19 protein-coding genes are annotated in these 19,635 nt (G+C 39.2%); 2 read left to right on the top strand and 17 right to left on the bottom strand.

Annotated features, from left to right (window positions below; translation table 11 throughout):
• Positions 1-819: 819 nt before the first annotated feature.
• The 17 genes from NSU19_RS03845 to NSU19_RS03765 all read right to left on the bottom strand — a co-directional run bounded on the left by NSU19_RS03845 (position 820) and on the right by NSU19_RS03765 (position 17,797).
• Positions 820-2,265: a S41 family peptidase gene (locus tag NSU19_RS03845; protein WP_339198871.1), complete on the bottom strand. Its 1,446-nt coding sequence runs from the start codon at positions 2,263-2,265 to the stop codon at positions 820-822.
• Between the two features lie 501 nt (positions 2,266-2,766).
• The gene (locus NSU19_RS03840) at positions 2,767-4,104 is read right to left on the bottom strand and encodes a peptidoglycan DD-metalloendopeptidase family protein (RefSeq protein WP_339198868.1); all 1,338 of its coding nucleotides are present in this window, start codon (positions 4,102-4,104) and stop codon (positions 2,767-2,769) included.
• Positions 4,105-4,176: 72 nt separating this feature from the next.
• The gene (gene ftsX, locus NSU19_RS03835; protein ID WP_339198864.1) at positions 4,177-5,067 is read right to left on the bottom strand and encodes a permease-like cell division protein FtsX; all 891 of its coding nucleotides are present in this window, start codon (positions 5,065-5,067) and stop codon (positions 4,177-4,179) included.
• Positions 5,060-5,746, bottom strand: a complete 687-nt coding sequence (ftsE, locus tag NSU19_RS03830) for a cell division ATP-binding protein FtsE (protein ID WP_094245188.1) — start codon at positions 5,744-5,746, stop codon at positions 5,060-5,062. Before ftsE ends, ftsX begins: the two co-directional genes overlap by 8 nt.
• Before the next feature lie 314 nt (positions 5,747-6,060).
• Positions 6,061-6,393 (bottom strand): cytochrome c551, encoded by a 333-nt coding sequence (cccB, locus tag NSU19_RS03825; protein WP_063389198.1) that lies wholly within the window; start codon positions 6,391-6,393, stop codon positions 6,061-6,063.
• Positions 6,394-6,752: 359 nt separating this feature from the next.
• A protein-coding gene (gene prfB, locus NSU19_RS03820; RefSeq protein ID WP_130158800.1) for a peptide chain release factor 2 occupies positions 6,753-7,854 on the bottom strand; the annotation gives its coding sequence in 2 pieces (ribosomal slippage) (positions 6,753-7,781 and positions 7,783-7,854; 1,101 coding nt in all).
• A 137-nt stretch (positions 7,855-7,991) separates the two neighbouring features.
• Entirely contained in the window at positions 7,992-10,502 is a 2,511-nt protein-coding gene (secA, locus tag NSU19_RS03815) for a preprotein translocase subunit SecA (RefSeq protein WP_063389200.1), read from the bottom strand.
• A 189-nt stretch (positions 10,503-10,691) separates the two neighbouring features.
• Positions 10,692-11,243, bottom strand: a complete 552-nt coding sequence (raiA, locus tag NSU19_RS03810; protein WP_063389201.1) for a ribosome-associated translation inhibitor RaiA — start codon at positions 11,241-11,243, stop codon at positions 10,692-10,694.
• A 175-nt stretch (positions 11,244-11,418) separates the two neighbouring features.
• Complete coding sequence (locus NSU19_RS03805; protein WP_066249842.1) at positions 11,419-11,772, bottom strand: hypothetical protein; 354 nt, start codon at positions 11,770-11,772, stop codon at positions 11,419-11,421.
• A complete protein-coding gene (gene fliS / locus NSU19_RS03800; protein WP_063389203.1) occupies positions 11,772-12,173 on the bottom strand; it encodes a flagellar export chaperone FliS in 402 nt (133 codons plus the stop codon). The genes NSU19_RS03805 and fliS overlap by 1 nt, the downstream gene beginning before the upstream one ends.
• Positions 12,174-12,229: 56 nt before the next feature.
• Positions 12,230-13,708 carry a flagellar hook-associated protein 2 gene (locus NSU19_RS03795; protein ID WP_339198859.1) on the bottom strand — a complete coding sequence of 493 codons (1,479 nt, stop codon included), beginning with the start codon at positions 13,706-13,708 and terminating at the stop codon, positions 12,230-12,232.
• 15 nt (positions 13,709-13,723) lie between these two features.
• Positions 13,724-14,068, bottom strand: coding sequence for a flagellar protein FlaG (flaG, locus tag NSU19_RS03790; protein ID WP_063389205.1), 345 nt, complete (start codon positions 14,066-14,068; stop codon positions 13,724-13,726).
• Between the two features lie 363 nt (positions 14,069-14,431).
• On the bottom strand, positions 14,432-14,659 hold the full coding sequence (locus NSU19_RS03785) for a group II intron maturase-specific domain-containing protein (RefSeq protein WP_066249848.1): 228 nt from the start codon (positions 14,657-14,659) through the stop codon (positions 14,432-14,434).
• Positions 14,660-14,722: 63 nt separating this feature from the next.
• Positions 14,723-14,998, bottom strand: coding sequence for a reverse transcriptase domain-containing protein (locus NSU19_RS03780; RefSeq protein ID WP_339198856.1), 276 nt, complete (start codon positions 14,996-14,998; stop codon positions 14,723-14,725).
• 235 nt (positions 14,999-15,233) lie between these two features.
• The gene (locus NSU19_RS03775) at positions 15,234-16,346 is read right to left on the bottom strand and encodes a cupin domain-containing protein (protein WP_063389206.1); all 1,113 of its coding nucleotides are present in this window, start codon (positions 16,344-16,346) and stop codon (positions 15,234-15,236) included.
• A gap of 24 nt (positions 16,347-16,370) precedes the next feature.
• Complete coding sequence (locus tag NSU19_RS03770) at positions 16,371-16,850, bottom strand: DinB family protein (RefSeq protein WP_066248864.1); 480 nt, start codon at positions 16,848-16,850, stop codon at positions 16,371-16,373.
• A complete protein-coding gene (locus tag NSU19_RS03765) occupies positions 16,847-17,797 on the bottom strand; it encodes a fumarylacetoacetate hydrolase family protein (RefSeq protein ID WP_339198853.1) in 951 nt (316 codons plus the stop codon). The genes NSU19_RS03770 and NSU19_RS03765 overlap by 4 nt, the downstream gene beginning before the upstream one ends.
• A 138-nt stretch (positions 17,798-17,935) precedes the next feature.
• Between NSU19_RS03765 and NSU19_RS03760 the strand changes: the two genes are divergently transcribed.
• Positions 17,936-18,736: an IclR family transcriptional regulator gene (locus tag NSU19_RS03760; protein ID WP_063389209.1), complete on the top strand. Its 801-nt coding sequence runs from the start codon at positions 17,936-17,938 to the stop codon at positions 18,734-18,736.
• A 14-nt stretch (positions 18,737-18,750) separates the two neighbouring features.
• Entirely contained in the window at positions 18,751-19,521 is a 771-nt protein-coding gene (locus NSU19_RS03755; RefSeq protein WP_339198850.1) for an IclR family transcriptional regulator, read from the top strand.
• Positions 19,522-19,635: the final 114 nt, after the last annotated feature.

Here is a 19,635-nt window from a genome sequence, read left to right as displayed (position 1 = left end):
TCTTTATGCCAGTGGTCACTCCACCCTCCAAGAGATCTCCCACGGGATTCACCGCTTCCTCCCTCAAGTGAGGTACTACGTTTTCTGTGTTCATCATGACTCACTGAATGCCAAGGGCTATTCTCTCTTAATTGTTCGGTCCTTCTTAGTTGTTCTAGACCAACTAATACTATGACCTCTGCTGACTTCTGACGGTTCAGCTATCTATCACTAGATAGGTTACCAAGGTTACTTGGCGTGCCAGCCAGACCTCCCCGGGTAAGAGTGTAATCTTTCCTTCCATCCATCTGCTTCATTTACTCTGTATCACCTTCGGCAGAAAGGGCTTTGTTTTGTCTTGCAAACTCACCCAGTGATACCTAGCCTCATATGAAGTTCGTGTTCCTCAGACCGGAAGTTTGCCGCTCGCTTCCTTCAGATTCCGCGTCACCACGGACACCCTTGCGTTAAGCTAACTGCTACTTCTGCCTTCGCAGCTCGGGACTTTCACCCTATAGATTACACCCATGCCGGGCGCACAAGAAAACGCAGCCATATTGTCATAAAGCTGCGTCCATCCTCTGTATGCATAAATAATTGTAAATTTCACTACGATATGAAAGCAGAAATTTTCTCAACTGAAAAGCCTGCACAAGGAAGCGAAATCTCATTTAGAGGCTGTCCATAAAGTGAAATCCCTATTGAAAACAAAAAATCATAAACATCGATATATCAACGTTTCTAAAACATTAAAGCGAGCGTCAATAAGCCGTAAAAACGACTTATTAGACAGCCCCTTAAACAAAATGCAACAGAAAAACTGCCGTATTTTTTCAATACTTAAGAAGATCGTGCTAATAGTGAAATGGCAGTTTGCAGCTGCAAGTCATTTTGTTTTGAACGAGTTTCTTTTGTGATCAATTCATTCATTTTTATAGCTGTTTTTTGATCCACTTTCCCCGTCACGGATAAACCGTTCATTTTTTGAAACGCCTTTACAGCCAGCTCGGTTTCTAAACTGAAATAACCGTCTTTTCTCCCAGGATCATAACCTAATCCTGATAATAATATTTGTGCAATGCGAACTTGTTCATTATTCATCTCTTTCTTTAATGGCTGATAAATATCGAGCGGTCCAGCTTTAAAATAATCCGGCTGCGATATTTTTACCGTTGGTTCCACACCTTTTTCATGAATCCAATTTCCCTTAGGAGTCAACCATTTGTATAACGTCAGCTTTATGTTGCTTCCATCATCCAGCGGTATTGTTTGCTGAACTGTTCCCTTTCCAAAGGATTTTTCGCCGACAATGGTATAACCCCCCGCTTCTTTCAACGCAGCTGCCAAAATTTCCGAAGCAGATGCGCTGCCGTTGTCAATTAAGACGGCAATAGGATAATGCTTCTTTTCTTTTAATGTTGAATAATACATCTCCCTTTTTCCGTCTCTCTTTTCTATTTGAATATATGGTGCATGATTAGGAACGAGCTGATGCAAAATTTGCTCTACAGCCTGCAAATATCCCCCCGGATTGCCGCGAACATCGATGACTAAACCGTTAATTTTCTTTTTTTCTAACATTTTTAGCTTTTGTTTAAAGTCATCAGCTGTCCTTTCAGAAAATGAAGTAATATGCAAGACACCTAACCGCTTCCCATTTTTATTGATTTCGGAGCTGAACACTGTTTCAATCGGAATCTCATCCCGCTTTACTTCAAAAAACAATAAATCTTTACTTCCAGGGCGGCGTATCGTAAGTTTGACGATTGTTCCTTTTTCTCCTCTGATTTTCAGTACTGCTTCATGAAGATCTGAACTGGAAACTGTTTTACCATCAATTTTCACAATTTCATCATTTGGCTTTAAGCCCGCTTTTTCCGCCGGCGAATTTTTAAATGGTGAAATAATGGTTATTTTGCCGTTGTTCATACCGATTTCGGCACCGATTCCTTCAAATGAAGAATCAAGGGACTCTGTAAATTGTCTAACAGTTTCCTTATCCATATAGACTGAGTATGGATCGCCTAAAGAAGATAGCATCCCTTGAATGGCACCTTCTAGGAGACGTTTTTTGTCGACTGGATGGACATATTTTTCAGAAATTAATTCATACGTTTTTATAAATTTCTCCAATCCTGGAATGGTTTCATCTGAACTTTGCGCAGATGCAGCAATTGTTTTATTTTCCAGCGATTCATTATTTTCAGCATGACCGTGCACATCCAAAACGACGATGGAACTGGTCACGATCCAAAACACTGTAATCAATTTTATTATTTGTTTCATATGTTTTTGCCTTCCTTTCCAACAATCCGAATTATTTATAGCGTATGCAAAGCTTGTACAAATCATGTGCGGATTACAGGAAAAGGAAAAGCAATTCAAAAAACTTAATATACCGCCCTTTGACAAGAATTTGACCGCTTCTAGTCAAGTTCCATCAAGAAAACAGAAAAAATCAGCCAACGATCATCTTTGCTTTGAAAATGGGTAAGGTGTTTTGTTCTCATAAAAACGCTTTCCTTTTCTTTAGTCAAGCAAACTGCCTACACCGGCATAATCATACGGGAGGAGTAACTATATTTTTTGTAATTATCTATCACTACATGAAAAAGAATTATTGTGAAAATCAATCCATTGAAGCTTGATGTAATCTCCCGTTTCCTCTATTTTTTGCATCGATGAAACACGATCAGAAGAAAACTGTTTTGCAATTTATAAAAAAAATAACAATGCACAACAAACTCTTCTTCCCTTGAGAGCTTATTGTGCATTGTTAATAAATTTTTATGGAAGAACGCTTAAAGGATTGATCGCGCTGGATTTGCCTCGCCATGTTCCGTTATGTACTTCAAAATGTAAATGTTGGCCTGCCTGTGGGTTATTCTTAGTTGGTTTCGGATACACATTTCCTGAATTTCCCATATATCCAATAAACTGACCTTGGCTCACTTTTTGACCATTTGAAACGTTAATGCTTCTCAAATGCCCGTAAAGTGTAGTATACGTTTTACCGTTAATATTATGGATGATCATAATCACATTACCGTAGCCGCTCATTTGTCCAGCATAACTAACCGTGCCGCCAGCAGAAGCGTAAACTGGAACCGTTCCTCGTTTTGCAATATCAATTCCTGCATGTAACCTGCCCCATCTCATCCCCATTTTAGAGGTAAGAACACCTGAAGCCGGCCAGATAAAAGATCCGCTTCCTGCAGCTGATGATACAGATGGTTCTGGTGAAGATCCGCCATCGCTTGAAGCAGCAGTTTTATCACTTGAAGCAGCAGTTTTATCGCTTGATTTAGAAGCAGATTGTGAAGCTTGAGCCTGTCTAGCCTTTTCTTCTTCTAGTCTTTTTAAATATTCTTGCTGCTGTTGTTCAATCATTTTTTGCTGCTTTGCCAGCATAGCATCTTGATGTACCAAATCTTCTAATTGATCCATTGCCTGGCCATGTTCCGCTTCCAATTGCCCCAACAATTTATCTTTTTCATCAATTTGCTTATCTAGCTCTTGTTTCAATGAAGCCAATTCAGATAAAGCTTCTTCCAAAGAGGACAGCTGTTTGTTTAATTTAGCCTCCGCTTCCTCTTTCAGTTTCATATCTCTTTCATGCTCTTCAATAATTTTTTGATCCGCATCAACGATCGTTGTAACAGCGCTTATACGAGTTACAAAATCATTGAAGCTTTTCGCACCTAAGATAACGTCGAGATAGCTGATTGTACCTCCGGCTTCCTGCAAGGATTTTGCCCGTTCTTTTAACAGTTCATTCCGCTTTTCAATCCGTTTTTTTACTTCAGCAATTTGTTTTTTCAACTGTTCAATTTCAGCTTTAGTTTTCTTGATTTCATTCTCTTTCTCTTCGATTTTTTCACCAGTATCCAGCAATTTTTCATCTAACTTTTTAATCTCTTGATTAAGTTGATTTTGTTTTGTCTCTAATTCTTTTACTTCACTTTTCTTGCTTTCTATATTCGACTGAACATTTGACCGCTCATTTTGAATTCTTGCTTTTTTCTCCTCAAAGGATGACGCATAAGCGCTTTTGCTCAGCGGTACAAATACCCCGCTTGTCCCCAATATAGCTGTAAGACTTAATGTCACTATTCTCTTTTTCACAATCCGGTTCCTCCTCTTAATTCATGTTTTCAATCAATTCGATCTGGTATGGCAAGAGCTGCCTAAGATAAACTACACTTTCAAAAACTTTCGAACAGACATTAAGCTTCCCCATATGCCGATTAAGACGCCGATTAACAATAAGATAGCCGATATTTGAAAAACAAAAGGAGAAAATGGCAACAACTCAACAAAAGAACCTTGAATATAAGGAACGGCAATATTTACTAAGCTATTGTAGCTGACAACTAAAACTGTAATTGGTATGACAGCTCCCAGCGCTCCTAAAAACAAACCTTCTAAAAAGAACGGCCAGCGTATAAACCAGTTTGTTGCACCAACAAGTTTCATAATTTCTATTTCTCGTCTGCGGGCAAATATAGTGATTTTTATAGTGTTTGAGATTAAAAACATCGCAGTAAACACAAGCCCGATGATCAACACTATACCGATATTTCTTGAAACGTTGAGAACTTCAAACAATTTTTTTACAGTGTCTTCTGCATATTGAACATCTTCGACAAAGCGCATTTTTTTAATTTCTTCCGCTACAACTGGAGTATCTTCGGGAACTTTCGTTTTGACGATGAAAACATCGTTTAAAGGATTATCCTGTTCAAATAGCTTGAATGACTTTCCTTTTTCACCGAAGCTTTTAATTAATTTTTCCAGCTCCTGGTCTTTGGAAGAAAATTGGACGTTCTCCACTTTTTCTAGATTTTTTAGTTTCGATTCAAGTTGGTTTTGAGCGTTTTGATCTGCTGTCCTGTCAATTAGCACGGTTATTTCAACATCTTCTTCAATGTTGCTGGCAATATTATTTAAATTCATCATAATAACCAAAAACGTACCGACCAAAAGAAGGGTCACTGTTACGGCTGATATAGAGGCTATGGACATCCAAGCGTTTCGCCCAAGACTTTTTATCGCCTCCCGCAAATGACGACCGAGAGTTTTATTCATAAAGACCATACTCCCCTCTCGCCTCATCACGCACAATTTTGCCGTCCTCAATAGCGATAACCCGCTTTCGAATCGTGTTCACAATCACTTTATTGTGTGTTGCCATTAACACCGTTGTGCCCCGATTGTTGATCTCCTCTAGCAATCTCATAATCTCCCAAGAGGTTTCAGGGTCCAAATTTCCTGTCGGCTCGTCAGCTATTACAACAGGCGGATTGTTTACAATGGATCTAGCAATTGATACGCGCTGCTGTTCACCGCCAGACAATTCGTCAGGGAAGAAACGTGCCTTATGCTTCAATTGCACAAGATCGAGCACATTTAACACTCTCTTTTTAATGTTCTTCGGATTTTCCCCGATCACTTCCAAAGCGAAGGCAACATTCTCATAAACAGTCAATTTCGGCAATAATTTAAAATCTTGAAAGACAACCCCGATATTTCTCCGCAAATACGGCACTTCTTTTTCTTTAAGGTTTTCTAGTTGTATACCGTTTATGACAATACTGCCTTTTGTAGGCTTTTCTTCCCGATACATCAATTTGATAAATGTCGATTTTCCAGCACCGCTAGGACCTACGATGTATACAAATTCGCCTTGATTGATTTTTATTGAAATACCGTTAATGGCCAAAACACCATTCGAATAGGTTTTATAAACATCCTTCATTTCGATCATGCTATCACCTGAAGTCATTGAATTATTTCAGTACTTAGTCAAAAAAATTTTTATAACTTGAAACTAATGTTATTTTCTATTCGTCTATTAATTATGAAGCAGAAAACAAATCTTACATCCTTCCCACAAAAAACATTATAACATCATTTTTCGTCAAAAATAGACTTTTTCATATTACATTTTTGTTTCAATATCATATTTCGAGGGAAAATTTTTAAAATTCTTGTAAAAAAAACTACAAAATTTTCTATTATCTGCTATTTTTTTCTATAGCATAAAAAAGCGAGGGTGATCATGTCCCCTCGCTTCTTATGTTACTTTTGTCCTGCAAGCCACTCAGCGACAACATCTGCTTCGCTATCGTTCAATAAACCTTTTGGCATAGCGCCTTTGCCGTTTAAAATAATATCTTTTATTTCATCTTTGCTATATTTGCTTCCAACTTTCTGTAAACTCGGACCGGAAGCACCTTCAAGATTTTGTCCATGGCAGCTTGTACAATTTTGTTTTATCAGATCTTCTGCAGATGCAGTATTCTCAGCTTGATCTGTTCCGCCATTTGTTCCGCTTTCTTGGTCATTCCCGCCGCCCCCGCATGCAGCTAATACGAGTGAAAGACCAAATACTAAGATCAAGAACTTTTTCACTGCGAAATCCCCCTTCGCCAATTAGTCTCGAAGATATTATAACCTAATTATTGAGGTTTCAATCTGAAACAAATTGACCAACATTTGACAATCCTGTGAAAATAACTTGAATATTGATAAAAAAGAAAAAGGGTGTCTAATAAGTCGTTTTTACGCCTTATAGACGCCCCTTTAATGTTTTAAATGTTGATATATCAATGTTTATGATGTTTCGTTTCAATGGATTTTGACTTTCTGGACAGCCCCACAAGTTCTCTAATCAAATGGAATTTAGGGCAGTTTTTCTTCGTCATTTTTCCGCATCACAGTTCTATTCGCTCATCTTTTGTAAACGCGTCATCATCCTTTTCATAACAGCCTTAAGACAATTTTGCTCTTAAATATGCATCAATAAATGCATCAATTTCCCCATCCATTACAGCTTGGACGTTGCCGATTTCGACATTTGTCCGGTGATCTTTCACCAATGAATATGGATGGAAGACATAAGAACGGATTTGGCTACCCCAGCCAATTTCCTTTTGCTCTCCTCGAATTTCCGCTAATTCTTTTTCCTGCTCTTCAATTTTTAATTGGTATAGCTTAGATTTTAACATTTTCATTGCTCGTTCTCTGTTTTTAATTTGAGAGCGCTCCGTTTGACATGTCACGACAATTCCAGTTGGCAAGTGTGTAATCCGTACCGCCGAGTCGGTCGTATTTACGTGCTGCCCTCCCGCACCGCTTGAACGGTACGTGTCAATTTTCAAATCCTCGCTTCTAATTTCAATATCGATTTCATCATTAAATTCTGGCATCACTTCACAGGAAACAAAGGAAGTATGGCGGCGGCCTGATGCATCAAAAGGAGAAATGCGCACTAACCGATGGACTCCTTTTTCCGCTTTTAAATAACCGTATGCATTGTGTCCTTTAATTAACAGCGTTACACTTTTTATTCCTGCTTCATCACCCGGAAGATAATCGATCGTTTCAACTTTAAATCCTTTCTTTTCCGCCCATCTCGTATACATTCGCAGGAGCATAGATGCCCAGTCCTGAGATTCCGTCCCTCCTGCTCCCGGATGAAGCTCTAAAATCGCGTTGTTTTTATCGTAAGGCTCATTTAAAAGAAGCTGTAATTCAAAATTATTCAATTCCTTCGTTAATTTTTTCAATTCGGATTCAAGCTCTCTTTGCAAATCATCATCCGGCTCTTCTTTAATAAGCTCGTAAGTTACTTGAAGATTTTCATATGATTCATTTAAATGGTTAAATTCTCCGACAAGATCTTTTAAGGCGTTTGCTTCATTAATTACCTTCTGAGCTGCTTGCTGGTCATCCCAAAAATTTGGCGCAGCCATTTGCTCCTCTAATTTTTTTATGCGTGCTTCCTTCTCTTCTAAGTCAAAGAGACCCCCTAAAATCCGCTAATCGTTTAGCCATTTTCTCCAGTTCATTCCGAATTTCTACTAAATCCATTAGTCCATCACCTCTAAAAATTTTTTGCACAGTATACTATATTTTTGCAGATTCGCTTTGTCCACTTATACATTAATTAAAAAATTTATGGGACAGGCGAGACTGACATCTCGCCACACCCATTCTATTTAAAATCGTTATCTTCCGCAACAATGTTTGTATTTTTTGCCGCTTCCGCACGGACATGGCTCGTTGCGGCCAACCTCTTTTGCTTTTCTGACAGGTTTCTTTTTCGTCTGGGCGTCTCCTTCTTTCGGCTGCACGGCTTCGCCGACCGCCACTTCCTGACGTTCCAAATTGTTTTGAATTTCAGCTTTCATTATATATTTTGTAACCTCTTCTTGGATGGACGCAATCATATTTTCAAACATTGTGTAGCCTTCCAATTGATATTCACGAAGCGGATCGGTTTGTCCGTATGCACGTAAATGAATACCTTGGCGAAGATGATCCATTGCATCGATGTGATCCATCCATTTTGTATCAACGGCGCGGAGTACAATGACTCGTTCAAATTCACGCATGTTTTCCTCGCCAAAAGCAGCTTCCTTCTCATCATAACGCTTCTTCGCTTTTTCCCAAATGATATCAATAATTTCATCCGATTCTTTTCCGCGAAGGTCATTTACATTAAAGTCATCTGCTTCATCCAAAATATTGGCTTTTACCCAGTCGACTAGTCCTTCAAGGTTCCAGTCTTCTGGAAGCTCTTCTTCAGGCGTAAATGACTGTACAACACGGGTAATCGTTTGTTGAATCATGTCTTCAACATTTTCTCGCAGATTTTCAGATTCAAGCACTTCATCTCTTTGTTTATAAATAATTTCACGCTGCTGACGGAGCACATCATCATATTGAAGAAGCTGCTTCCGCGCATCAAAGTTGTTTCCTTCCACCCGTTTTTGCGCCGATTCCACAGCACGGGTAATCATTTTGCTTTGAATCGGCTGGGAATCGTCCATTCCAAGCCGATCCATCATGCTCATCATACTTTCTGAACCGAATCGGCGCATCAGTTCATCTTCCATTGACAAATAAAACTGCGTAACACCCGGGTCTCCTTGACGTCCAGAACGTCCTCTCAGCTGATTGTCAATTCTTCGGGATTCATGGCGTTCTGTGCCGATGACAGCTAATCCACCCAACTCTTTTACGCCTTCGCCGAGCTTTATATCCGTTCCCCGTCCGGCCATATTTGTCGCGATCGTCACAGCATTCTTTTGTCCGGCTTGTTCAATAATTTCTGCTTCCTTTGCATGGTTTTTTGCATTCAACACATTGTGCGGAATTCCCCGCTTCTTAAGCATATTAGAAAGCAATTCAGATGTTTCAACCGCGACTGTACCTACTAGAACAGGCTGACCAATCATGTGCCGCTGAACGATGTCTTCTACAACCGCTTTAAATTTCCCCTCCATTGTACGGTAAACGAGGTCCGGACGATCTTCGCGGATAACCGGCTTGTTTGTCGGGATGGTAATAACCTGCATGTTATAAATGTTGCGAAATTCTTCTTCTTCTGTTTTCGCAGTACCTGTCATTCCCGCCAGCTTTTCATACATTCGGAAATAGTTTTGGAACGTGATCGTTGCCAACGTCATGCTTTCATTTTGAATTTCAAGGCCTTCTTTCGCTTCGATTGCCTGATGCAAACCGTCGCTGTAACGGCGGCCTTTCATTAACCGTCCGGTAAATTGGTCTACAATGATCACTTGTCCGTCTTCAACAACATAATCAACGTCTTTATGCATGACGACGTGGGCTTTCAGCGCATTGCTGATATGATGGTTTAGTGTGACGTTTTTTAAATCGAACAAATTATCAATATGGAAAGCACGCTCCGCTTTTTCAATCCCTTCTTCTGTAAGTTGAACGGATTTCGTTTTTTCATCATAAGTATAATCTTTATCCTTTTGAAGCGTTCTGACAAAAGCATTTGCCTGAATATACAGTTTGGTGGATTTTTGTGCTTGTCCAGAAATAATAAGCGGAGTTCTTGCTTCATCAATTAAAATGGAGTCTACCTCATCGATTACCGCAAAATGCAGAGGGCGCTGCACTTTTTGTTCCTTGTATAAAACCATATTGTCGCGCAAATAATCAAACCCAAGTTCGTTATTTGTTGAATAGGTGATATCAGCTTCGTAAGCAGCCTTTTTCTCCTCTTTTGACATACCGTTTAAATTTAAACCAACAGTCATGCCGAGAAATTCAAAAATTTTGCCCATTTCTTTTGCGTCCCGGCTTGCCAAATATTCATTGACGGTAACGACGTGAACGCCTTTCCGCGTCAACGCATTTAAGTAAACAGGCATCGTTGAGGTTAATGTTTTCCCTTCACCTGTCTTCATTTCCGCAATATTGCCTTCGTGAAGGGCAATAGCTCCCATAAGCTGTACTTTATATGGATACAGGCCGAGCACTCTGTGAGCGGCTTCTCTTACAACTGCATAGGCTTCCACAAGCAGATCATCGAGTGTTTCTCCCTTTTCAAGCCGTTCCGCAAACTCAGCTGTTTTTGACCTCAATTCCAAATCAGAAAGCTTTCTCATATCTGGACCGAGAGCATTTATTTTTTCAGCTATTTTTTCATAACGAGCTAAAGTGCGTTTATTCGGATCAAACACTTTATTTAAAAGTCCAAGCATCTTTAACGCTCCTTAATTTATTTTAATTATTTTAGTTTCTTTTAAATTTTATCACTGCTTTTCCAAGCGTACAACTTTTGCTGTGTGAAAGTCTTTCCATAAACCCGTCCCATTTGTCTACATTTTATTTGCTTGAAGGTAAAAAAAGTACAGCCAAGGTAGGCTGCACTTTTTTATATATAATAAATTTTACTCATTTGGTTCAATTAATCCATAGCGGCCGTCTTTTCTGCGGTAGACAACATTTGTTCTATTTGTATCAGAGTTCGTAAAAACAAAGAAGTTATGGCCGAGCATGTTCATTTGCAAAATAGCTTCCTCAGTATCCATCGGCTTTAAATTGAACCGTTTTGTTCTTACAAGTTCGATATCCTCTTCATTCACATCAGTGTCATCATTCGTTTCCGCATTGATGAAATATTTAGCATCAACTTGTTGTTCACGAAGCTTCCGGTTTACTCTTGTTTTATGCTTGCGGATCTGACGTTCAAGCTTATCAACGACAAGATCAATCGCAGCATACATATCTTCATGATATTCCTCAGCACGCATCACTAAATGTGTCATTGGAATCGTTACTTCAATTTTAGATTCTTTGTCATTATAATATTTTAAATTCACATTTGCATCGGCTTGTACTCCATTATCAAAATAACGTTCAAGTTTAGATAATTTTTTTTGTACATATTCTCTTAATGCTGGAGTTACTTCAATGTTTTCCCCTCTAATGTTGTATTTCATATTGAGCTGCTCCTCCTTTTATTAAGGGATATATATATAGTTCGATGTTTCGTTCGTTTTTCCTTTCACAAAATAAAAAAAATCGTGAACATTTTATGAATGCTGATGAGCGGGGAAAACGATTTTCACACTTTCATCCATCGCTACATGATCGTGTCTTTTTGTACATATATTGCTATTTTTTCTTATCATAAAAAATGCCATCAATAGTGGCATTCGCATAAGAGTTCATATATTTTTTTGTCATCTCTTTCTGGGCTTTCATCTTGACGATATCATGTTGTATCTCTTGTTTTATTAGTTTAAGCTGCTCAACAAGAATTTGATTCAATTGGATAATTTTTCTTCCTGCTTCTTTCTCCTTGGGCGTGAAGGGAGGATTCATGCTTTTTGTTAACTCCTCCCGTTTTGCTAGCAAGTCTTCTATTTTTTGTATCACTTGATCACGGTCGCGATGTTGATCTTTAGACCGTTTTGTCAATTCCACTAACTCTTCCGTTATTTCCAACAATTTTTCCACTTCGTCCATTACGCTTGTCCGCCTTCACTATGCCGCTGTTTCCGGTTGATTTGGATTACTTCTTTCCACGTATCTCTGAACTCTGTCACATATCCTTCCACTTCTTCAATAATGGTGACATCGTTTTTAAAATTGGCCTCAACAAGCCGTCGATTCATGTACTCATACAGTGCGTACATATTTTTAGAAATCTCAATATCCATATTTAGCGTGGCCATTAGTTCACAAATGATTCTTTGTGCTTTTTGCAAATTTTCGTTTTTTTGTTGGATAGATTTTTCTTCTATTGCTTTTTTCGCAAGCTTTAAAAATTTTAAACACCCGTTATAAAGCATTAACGTGAGTTCACCCGGTGATGCAGTTTGTACGCTGTTTTCCAAATAAGATTGATAAGGATTGTTCATTGCCATTTAAGACACTCCTCAGATATCATATCCATTAAAAAGTAAATAGTAAAGGCAGACGATTAAGCGCCGCCTCCAAATAATTGCATCAAATACGCTGACTGTTGGTTCGCCCGCTGAATCGCCTGTTCCATTGCCGTAAATTGCCGATAATATCTTGATTCGATTTGTATAAGCCGATCTTGAAAGGCATTGATTCGATTATCCAAATCTTTTAAGTTTTTTCCAATCGTAAACTGGTCATTTGTAGACAAAGACGTTCCCGCTTTGTCTTTGATTTTTGTCATCATACCTTTCAAAGAATCGCGGAGACGGCGGGCAATCCCTTTATCATTGTAAGATTCGCCGTCAGACATAAATAGTTTATAGATCGCTTCTGGATTTTCCTGAATTTTTTCCCGGAGTTTATTTTCATCAATTGTAAGTTTGCCTCGGTCCAAATAATTGGCTGTTGTTGAAATCCCAATATCCGTAAGCTGCTTAAACCCTTTCAAAGCATCTCCGGCGACAGGAGAATATAAATCCAACCGCATTTGATTAAGACCGCTTGTTAAAATCGCATCGCCGCGAAGAAGGCCGCTTTTCGCTTTTTCTTCCCACAGCTCGATTTGCTTTTCCGTCATTTCCTCTTTTTGTTCATCCGTTAGAGGAGGAAAATTCCGGAAGCGCTCTTCTGTTAATTTGCCATTAATCTTTTCAATCACTTCATTATATTTATTAACAAATTTTACAATAGTATCGAGAATTGCATCAACATCTGTTGATGTAGAAATCGTAACAGGACTTGTCGTTACATTTTTAATTGTATATTCAATCCCCGCAATCGTAAATGTATTAGATGTTTGGACAGTTTCGTAGCCGTTGATTTTAACTTTTGCATTTTGACCCGCAGTTTCGGGGATTAGGTTAAACGTTGTTTTATTAAGTGAAAAACCTAGGCTTTGCAAAAAATCAAATGTTTCACTATCGGCAGCTTTAATCGTTCCGCCTTCACCTGTTTTATTATTCGTTAAAACGAGCCTTTCCACACCAGATGAATCCTTTAATTTCATCCCCGTAACGCCTAGATTTGAGCTGTTGATTTTGTAGATAACATCATCAAGCGTATCATTTTCACCAATATTAATCGTCACTTCTCTCGTTTCTGTTGAACCTGGATCGGTCACTTCAAATTTTAGCGTTCTTGCACCAGATGTAAATTTATTTAACGTTGCTGCACTATATGTGGCAGCCTTAGCCAATTGTTGGACTTCAATCGCTGTTGACGTATTAGCTGAAGCGTTGATTGCCTTTGCCACAACAGCTGACTCATCAGAGCTCGTCACTTTTTTTTGCCGGAAATTCGACAGTCTGTATACGCCGTCAAAAATCAATCTGTCCAATTCGTCCAACAGCTTGTTGATTTCCCTGTAGCTGTCGCGCTGCCATTCAAAAATTTGCTTTTGTTGGACCATTTTATCGAGCGGAATTCTTTCCGCCTTCATTAAATCTTTTACGAGAGCGTCAATGTCCATTCCGCTTGCCAAACCGACAATTCGCATTGTTTCCACCCCTAGTTAAATTTTCCGATCCACGATTAATCCCATCAGCTCTGCCATTGCCGCATATATATCAAGCATTTTTTTCGGAGGAATTTCCCTGATGACTTCGTTCGTCTCTACATTGACAACTTGTACAAAATATTCTTTCAGTTCTTCATGAAGTACAAATTGAATCGATGTTTTAATCGGCTTCAAAAAATTGTTCAAATCCTCAATTGCTTCCTCCAGCGTAACTTTAGCTTTTTTTTCTTCTTCTTGGACAGGCTGCTGGTTTTCAGGCATTGACAATTTTTCCTCTTTTCCTTGCATATCCTGCAAAAAAGCATTATTATTAACACCGGTTATCTTTTGTATTCCCATATTCCTTCTCCTCCGAGGAATTCTTGCTATTTTATTTATCGGTAAAAAATTGCCTTGTTTTAGCATCTTTTGACAAAACATTCATAACTTTATTGAAATGATTTCTTAATTTTTAAAATATTGAGTTTATGAAATCGGTAAGCTGAAGGGCTGCTTAAAATCCACACAACCATTTTTTATTCTTCTAAAAGCTTAGGTCGTTTAAGATGGGGAAGGCTTCCAATTTACTAGTAGAGTAGAAAACTGTTTTCAAAGGGACAGCCTATGCTGTCTCTTTTGCTCTCAGCTTCCCCTCATCAAACCGTACGTGAGGTTTTCCCTCATACGGCTTTCCGACGTTCTTCCTTTGGCTTTCGTTCTTGTCTAACTTGCTAATTTCACTAATAAGCCTTGTGTTAATTTTATAACTTCTTTCATTCTCGCATGTTTCTTCCTTTGGTTCTTCTTCTTATTCCAGTACAGAGTAAGTCTTTCTAATACATACCAGTCCACTTTATTTAGCCACTTCTTGGCGATGGACGAAATACTGTAGTAATTCTTAAATCCTTGTAAAATTCGATTGAGCCCTTTCACCAGTTCTTTGATGTCCATAAATCGCTTGTTCCTTGGACTCGTATATTCCTTAAATTCATTTTCATTTTCTTCATGGCTTTCTTACTTGGAAATGTGAGACATGACATAAACTTTCGAGCCACCCTTGTTCATCACAGGAAATTTCCGATGGTGTAGATCTAGAAAGTCAAATCCGTTTGTGTCGTCCCATAGGCTGACCAGTTTGGATTTCTCTGTGTTGATTTCAAGGTCGAGTTTCTTCATGATGGCTTTTAGTACTTGAATGCTCTCCAGCGCCTCGTTTTTCGTGCGACACATGATCACGAAATCATCTGCGTATCGCACCAGTTCTCCTAAGTGTGGAACTTCTTCTTTCATATCGTTTCCATATAATGCAGGTAGCTGTTCGCTAAAAGAGGCGAAATGACTCCGCCCTGCGGGGTACCCTTTTCGGTGTTATGAAACTGTCCATCTTCCATTACACCTTAGCTGGGCGCGCTAAAAAACAAAACCCCTTTTTCAACAATAGCTTTGTGAAAAAGGGGTTTTTAAACCTCGTCAAAAGGTTCAGTTTTAATTTGGACCGTCAACTGCTCCATTATGCTTGCTAAGTTTAAACGAATACAGGTTGAAATTCATCGGTCACTTGTTGGAATCCATTATTTTCTTCATAAGCTTCTTCACGTTCCACATCAAATCTTTCCATAATCGGCAAATCATTCGCAGAGAACAGGTAAGAATCTTTTTCGGCAACATGCTCATGCCACGCCCAATTCGGAACAACGAAGAAATCGCCGCTTTCCCAATCAAAGCGCACACCGTTGATAATACTGTACCCAGATCCCTTATAGACATGGTAAATAGTTGAGTGCGTATGACGGTGAGCTTTTGAATGAAACCCTTTTGGAAGCAATTGCATCCAAGCGGAAATCGTCGGATTGGCTTGTTTGCCTGTTGAAGGATTGATATATTCAACCGCATATCCATCGTACGGATCTGGATCAAAGCGTTTTAAACCTTGAATAGCTGCTTCAGTCTGCTTCCATTTATAAGACCCTAACGGAGCGATTTTTGGTTCACGGTCAGAAATTGGACGAACCATGCCGCCTTCATATCTTTGCGATGAGTAATTATCAGGAACTTTCGGTTGTTCAATTCCGTCTGGATAAGGATCAAAGAACGTGCCGCCAATCGAATAGATAGTTGGAATATCAAGGCAGTCCATCCAAATCATCGGCTCATCACCCGGATGTCCATGACCATGCCAAAGCCCTTTCGGAGTAATGAGATAATCGCCTTCCTCCATAAAAATCCGCTCGCCTTGCACAATTGTATAAGCGCCTTTTCCTTGACTGATAAAGCGCAGCGCACTTTGCGAATGGCGATGCGAAGGCGCTACTTCACCGGGAAGAATTAATTGTACGGCAGCATAAAGCGTTTGTGTTGTTGATGCCCATCCCCAAGGCTTTCGATAAGTCAATCCAGGATTTTGAAAATAAATCGCCCGTCTTTCTCCGCCGCGCTCAGGAGTAAAAATTTCAGTTGCTTCCATCAATTTTTTATAAAGGGTTTTCCATTTCCAAAGATACGCTTCAGCTTGCGGAGTTGGCTGGCGATGCATTAAATCTGGAATAGCATCCCAAAGCGGTCCTAGATGGTATTGCTCAATATCTTTTGTGAAATCTCGGACAATTTTACTTTTAAAAAACTCATTTTTTTCCGCCATGATGAACTAACCTCCTCTATTCTTTTAAAGCTTTGATAAATTACGTTGAATTTGGCTATAATGCTTGCTTGCATGTTCGACAAGCAGGTGGTCGACAATAAAAGACATCGGTTTTGTTCCGAAACGAGGATTGCGGCTCGGAGCCTCTGATTTTAAATCTTCTTCTGACAGCTTGCTCAACACTTTTTCCACTTGATCTTTTACGTTTTCAAGCTTGTTTAGCACGTCTGAAACTTCACGTTTTTCTGTATTAGCAACAGCAGCAAGCCTGTTTTCATCCGTAAGTCCTCTTCCCCATTCTGCACCCGGCGACTCAAGCAGCCGCTCAATTTCGTTTAACCAGTATGGAATCGCTTCTTCAACATGGCAAAGAATTTGCATGATGGACCATTCTTCTTCTGATGGATTCCAACGAATGGTCTCTTCTGAAAGACTTTTTGTAGTTTCAATCATTTGGTCAATGGATTGTTTTATGCTTTCAATCGCTTCGTTCATATTAGTCATTCGCTGATCTCCCCCATCACTTTTTTCACTTTATTTTCTAATGCACCGATGCCGTCTATCTCGATGCGGACAACATCTCCATCTTTTAAAAATACTTGAGGGTCTCTCGCTACACCAACACCTCCTGGAGTTCCTGTCAAAATGACATCTCCCGGCTCAAGTTTCATAAGTCCAGATAGAAATTCAACCAAGTACTGTACGGAAAAGACAAGATTTTTCGTGTTAGAACGCTGACGTTCTTCACCGTTAACCGTTAAGACTACTTCCAGCCCAGAAGGATCTGACAGCTCATCGGTTGTTACTAACCACGGCCCCATCGGAGCGCTTCCATCCACTGTCTTGCCTTGAAGCCATTGCAGCGTACGGCGTTGAAGATCCCGGTAAGTCACATCATTCACAATTGTATAGCCTGCAACATAATCCAATGCTTCTGCTTGGGAAACATTGCGCGCCCGTTTTCCAATCACAAAAGCAAACTCAGCTTCATAATCCAGCTGATCGGAAATTGGATAATGAGGAATGTCATCCTCCGGTCCGATGACAGTATTCGCGAATTTCGCAAAAACTACAGGATATGGAGGAATCTCTCTTCCCATTTCCAAAATATGCTCCCTGTAGTTATGGCCTACGCAAATCATTTTCCCCGGCGATGGCACTGGTGCTTCCACTTTTACATCTTCTTTGGAAAACACAAGCTGCTTTCCTTTATATTTTTCATGTTTTAAAGCAAATGCAACTGCTTCTTTTGCATAGTCCAAGCTTTCCTTTCCGCCTTGCAAAAATCCGTTCATATCTGCCGGCACATACGCCTCAGCAATTTGTTTGAAGCGCAATTTCCCTTCCGATTCCAGCTTTTTTTCAAATGCGGCATGCAGATCAATCACTTTTCCATCCTCAATTGCACCGATGCGTGTGACGCCTTGTTCTGTAAACGTGATCAGTTTCACTATTGAAACCCCTTTCATTGATTATGGTCTTGTTACCATCTTAATATTGAAAAAAATCTAAAAATACATTATTTTTCTTATATACAGAACAAAAATGGATTTCCTCATCAATCAAAAAATTTTTTACAGGTGATATGGATGGCTTCTCAAAATAAAAAAAGAATTTCTTCCGTTGAAAACGCTTTAAAAATTTTGAAAAGCTTTTCAATGGACGAACCGGAACTGGGTGTGTCAGAAATAGCCGAAAAGCTAAATATCGGAAAAAGCACTGCCCACAGACTTTTAACAAGCTTAGCCAGCGAAGGATTTGTATACAAAGATATAAACACAAACCATTACAGTTTAGGTGCTTCGATCTTGACATTAACAAGCATCGTTAGCTCCCAATTGAAAATTTTAAATGAGGCGACGCCGGTTCTAAATGTTTTAACAGAGGAGACAGGCGAAAATTCGCACATTTCCATATTAGAAGGCACCGAAATTATTTATTTGCAAAAAATTGAATGCACGTATCCTTCAAAAAAAGAATATACCCATATCGGCAGAAGGAATCCTGTCTACTGCACAAGTCCCGGTCAAGCCATTTTAGCCTTTGAAGACGAAGAAGTAATCGAGAAAATTTGCTCGCAGCCCTTCAAAAAATACGGTCCGAACACGATCACTTCACCCGAGCAATTAAAAGAAAAGCTTTTGAAAATAAAAAAAGAAGGCTACGCCGTTTGCAATCAAGAGTTCCAAAAAGGGATCATCGGAATCGGTGCGCCCATTTTTAATGAACATAATAAAGTGGTTGCAGCAGTGAACATTACCGGCTCTACGAAGCGAATCAATTCCATTAACATCAAGCAGCTTATAAAAAAAGTGGTGAATGCGGGAGAAAGAATTTCTGAATTAATAAAACAGAGAAAAACGAAGCAATTGTTCGGCAATGACGACTAGACTGGAGGACTAACATGAGCGAAAAATATTTGCTGTCATCTGTGAAGAACGCAATGAAAATTCTGCGTCTTTTTACACATAAACAAAAAGAGCTAGGGATTACCGAAATATCAAAAAAATTAAATATTTCCAAAAGCAGCGCCCATCGCCTTGTTTCATTGCTTGTAAAGGAAGGATTTTTATCAAAAAATCCCCGGACAAACAAGTATCGATTAGGCCTTTCGATTCTAACATTAGGAGGCGTGATTTTCAGCAATCATGAGTTGTACAAAGAAGCGCTGCCCATTGTAAAAAGGCTTGTTCACACATTAAATGAATCCGCCCATATTTGTCTTCTGGAAGAGGATCAAGTAGTGTATTTGTTCCGAATTGAAAGCAGCCAGCCCGATCGGCTGTTAACATATATAGGGCGGAAAAATCCGATTCATTGCACAAGTGAAGGGTTATGCATTCTGGCTTATCAAAACAAACGAACAATTGAAAAAGTTTTGTCGAAAAAATTATATGCATACACTCCCTATACGATCACCGATCCAGACATTTTAAAAAATGAGTTAAAAAAAATTAAAAAACAAGGATTTGCCATATCAAAAGACCAATTTTATGTCGGGTATGTCGGGATCGCAGCACCAATTCGCGATTATTCCGGCAAAGTGGTGTCTTCACTGTCCATGATTGGCTCAACTGCCAGAATGACAGATGATCGGTTTCCAGTCTTTATTGAACATATTACGCAAGCAGCTAAAAGCATATCAGAGCATTTAGGTTATATCGACGGAAAATGAGTACATTTTTTAAAATTTTGAATTTTTTGTTTTGTATAAAAGAACTAGAATATTCCTTTTTCTTTCTTTTCTGACTATGATAAGAAACTAGCTACAAGTCTAAAAGGGAGGAAT

The organism is Aeribacillus sp. FSL k6-2211, assembly GCF_037966125.1.
Taxonomy (GTDB): Bacteria; Bacillota; Bacilli; order Bacillales; family Aeribacillaceae; genus Aeribacillus; species Aeribacillus composti.
This window is presented reverse-complemented; position numbering and strand designations above follow the sequence as displayed.

What these genes read in the sequence shown, in the direction of transcription:
- NSU19_RS03845 (WP_339198871.1), bottom strand. Translation starts at nt 2,265, where the DNA reads ATGAAACAAATAATAAAATTGATTACAGTGTTTTGGATCGTGACCAGT.
- ftsX (WP_339198864.1), bottom strand. Translation starts at nt 5,067, where the DNA reads ATGAATAAAACTCTCGGTCGTCATTTGCGGGAGGCGATAAAAAGTCTT.
- ftsE (WP_094245188.1), bottom strand. Translation starts at nt 5,746, where the DNA reads ATGATCGAAATGAAGGATGTTTATAAAACCTATTCGAATGGTGTTTTG.
- secA (WP_063389200.1), bottom strand. Translation starts at nt 10,502, where the DNA reads ATGCTTGGACTTTTAAATAAAGTGTTTGATCCGAATAAACGCACTTTA.
- raiA (WP_063389201.1), bottom strand. Translation starts at nt 11,243, where the DNA reads ATGAAATACAACATTAGAGGGGAAAACATTGAAGTAACTCCAGCATTA.
- NSU19_RS03805 (WP_066249842.1), bottom strand. Translation starts at nt 11,772, where the DNA reads ATGGACGAAGTGGAAAAATTGTTGGAAATAACGGAAGAGTTAGTGGAA.
- fliS (WP_063389203.1), bottom strand. Translation starts at nt 12,173, where the DNA reads ATGGCAATGAACAATCCTTATCAATCTTATTTGGAAAACAGCGTACAA.
- NSU19_RS03795 (WP_339198859.1), bottom strand. Translation starts at nt 13,708, where the DNA reads ATGCGAATTGTCGGTTTGGCAAGCGGAATGGACATTGACGCTCTCGTA.
- flaG (WP_063389205.1), bottom strand. Translation starts at nt 14,068, where the DNA reads ATGGGAATACAAAAGATAACCGGTGTTAATAATAATGCTTTTTTGCAG.
- NSU19_RS03785 (WP_066249848.1), bottom strand. Translation starts at nt 14,659, where the DNA reads ATGGACATCAAAGAACTGGTGAAAGGGCTCAATCGAATTTTACAAGGA.
- NSU19_RS03780 (WP_339198856.1), bottom strand. Translation starts at nt 14,998, where the DNA reads ATGAAAGAAGAAGTTCCACACTTAGGAGAACTGGTGCGATACGCAGAT.
- NSU19_RS03775 (WP_063389206.1), bottom strand. Translation starts at nt 16,346, where the DNA reads ATGGCGGAAAAAAATGAGTTTTTTAAAAGTAAAATTGTCCGAGATTTC.
- NSU19_RS03770 (WP_066248864.1), bottom strand. Translation starts at nt 16,850, where the DNA reads ATGACTAATATGAACGAAGCGATTGAAAGCATAAAACAATCCATTGAC.
- NSU19_RS03760 (WP_063389209.1), top strand. Translation starts at nt 17,936, where the DNA reads ATGGCTTCTCAAAATAAAAAAAGAATTTCTTCCGTTGAAAACGCTTTA.
- NSU19_RS03755 (WP_339198850.1), top strand. Translation starts at nt 18,751, where the DNA reads ATGAGCGAAAAATATTTGCTGTCATCTGTGAAGAACGCAATGAAAATT.